This window comes from Rummeliibacillus sp. SL167 (genome assembly GCF_007896505.1).
Taxonomy (GTDB): domain Bacteria; phylum Bacillota; class Bacilli; order Bacillales_A; family Planococcaceae; genus Rummeliibacillus; species Rummeliibacillus suwonensis.
The window spans coordinates 1-2,209 of record NZ_VCBM01000011.1 but is presented as its reverse complement, the minus strand read 5'-3'; the positions used below and the strand labels follow the sequence as shown (position 1 = coordinate 2,209).

2 protein-coding genes are annotated in these 2,209 nt (G+C 32.8%); both read left to right on the top strand.

The genetic code is table 11. The annotated features are described in order from the left end of the window. Positions 1 to 719: 719 nt before the first annotated feature. A complete protein-coding gene (locus FEZ13_RS19150; protein WP_146550416.1) occupies positions 720 to 1,814 on the top strand; it encodes an HD-GYP domain-containing protein in 1,095 nt (364 codons plus the stop codon). A 188-nt stretch (positions 1,815 to 2,002) separates the two neighbouring features. Continuing rightward, on the top strand, positions 2,003 to 2,209 hold a 207-nt coding region (locus FEZ13_RS19145; RefSeq protein WP_186725995.1), incomplete at its 3' end, for a transposase.

Sequence of the window (2,209 nt, the reverse complement as noted above, 5' to 3'; positions counted from 1 at the left end):
TTGTTGGCATAAGTAAGCACCTCCTTAAATTAATACCTTTATAGTACCGGAGGTGCTGCTTTATTTATATGCGTTATTTGAATACGGGTTTACAAAAGATCTTATTCTCCTCTCTTTTCCCCTTTTTTCTGCCTCTCTCAGCCGTGTGCTGATGAGCTAAGCCTCCCCATTTTGAGGTAAATGTGAAAAGTTCTATGTAAAGTTTTTGATAAAATAATAGCTATATTTGAGGGTGCCTATATTTTTTTATAGAATCTTAGTCGTTCAGCTGTAGTTAGTAGAAAAATACGTTATAATGAACGATAACCTGAAATAGAATGTTTAATATATTATTACTATATATACACATGAGTAGTAAGCCTTATATCAAGACTTAAGTAAATTTTCATGAGTGTACATAAGAAAACCTTTTATACAGAAAATCCATAAGGTGGCTCAATTATGCCGCCATCATCTAGTATGAAAAAAGTTGGTTAGAGGACAAGGTGGGAACAACTCTCTGTAAAAGCTCGATTGGTTCAACGAATGCATAGTTTGAGATGAAGAAAATTTCCATTTATGTGAAGTTTCATTTTGAATTTTGAGTGGGCTAATAGAGAGCGGTTTGTTTTTTACATGTTCTTAATAAAATTCAATGGTATTCATTCTATAATTACAATTGGAAAAAATTCAGTTACAATAAATCATAGACAAATCAAGTGCAAAGGGTGGTAATTTATTTGGATACTAAATTAGTAAGAGTGTCCGACTTGCGATTAGGCAGTATCATTGCAAAAGATATAAAAGCCAACACTCAATATCCGATTATTTATAAAAATACAAAGATTACTCGTGAACATTTACCGGTGTTGCAGGCCTTTCAAATTTCCCAAGTTCCTGTAATTACTTCTTCAATCGAAGCTAAAGAAAATGATGCCACCATATCAGAGGAGCAGGAGAACATAGTTGCCACTGTTGCTAGTACACCGTTTGAAAAGAAATACAGAGATGTTGTTGAAAAATTCAAAGTGGAGTTTTCAAACTGGGAATCGGGTAGCAATGTAAATATCACAAAAATTAGAGCGTATATATTACCTTTAATTGATAATGTATTAGAAAAAAGAGAACGAATTTTTATTTTAAATGAATTTTCAACAAGTAAGGACTACATATATCATCATTCAGTAGCTATTAGTTTAATCTGTGCGGTGATTGCTCAGAAAATGGGGTATAGCAAAGGGGATATACTTCAAATCGCTATAGCAGGGGCTGTAGCAGATTGTGGAATGGCGAAAATTAATAAAAAGATACGAGACAAAAATGGTCCTTTAACGGAATATGAATTTAAAGAAATCCAAGAACACCCATATTACAGTCTTCAAATGATCAACGGGATATCAACGCTTAAATCAGAAATGAAAATAGCCGTATATCAACATCATGAAAGATTAGATGGCAGTGGTTATCCAAAAGGCGAAAAAGGAAATAAGATTTCCATCTTTGCACATATCATTGCTGTAGCTGATGTTTTTCATGCGATGACATGTGAAAGAATATATCGTTCAAAAGAGTCACCATTTAAAGTTTTAGAGATGATCCGAGAGGCTGAATTTGGAAAGTTTAATATTCAAGTTGTGCAAGCATTAATTACTTGTGTGGCGGATTTATCATTGGGATCTAAAGTTGAATTATCAAATGGTCAAGAAGGTTCTATTGTATTTACGAACAAGACTTCTGCCACCAGACCTGTTATTAAACTAGATGGATCCAATGATATAATCGATCTTTCAAAGAATAGAAGGATATATATTGAACGCCTGCTGTTAGAAGAATAAAGAATTTCTCAACCCGATGTTTATTTATAAAAGTTCCTGAATTATTCATAGAATTTTATAAATAAGATCCTAAAGCTGATTTATCAGCTTTAGGATCTTATCATTTATGCATGAAATAAATGAAAAAAGAATCCGTTTCTGTTAAGGTTAAAACAACGACGAAATAACCAAAAGAAAGGATTCTCATAATGGCTACTTTACCTCAAATGACACTAAATTTCAATCATCAAATTAAACTATCCAATGATGGAGGCGCTCTTTCTTCGGATACAGGTGAATTTGTCTTTAGAGAATTGGATGAGAAAATTAATTTCTCCAAGACCCTTGCGAAACATCTCCATTTAAAAGATGAAAGACTGTTCTTTCTTCATTCCAATATCCATTTACTTCGTCAA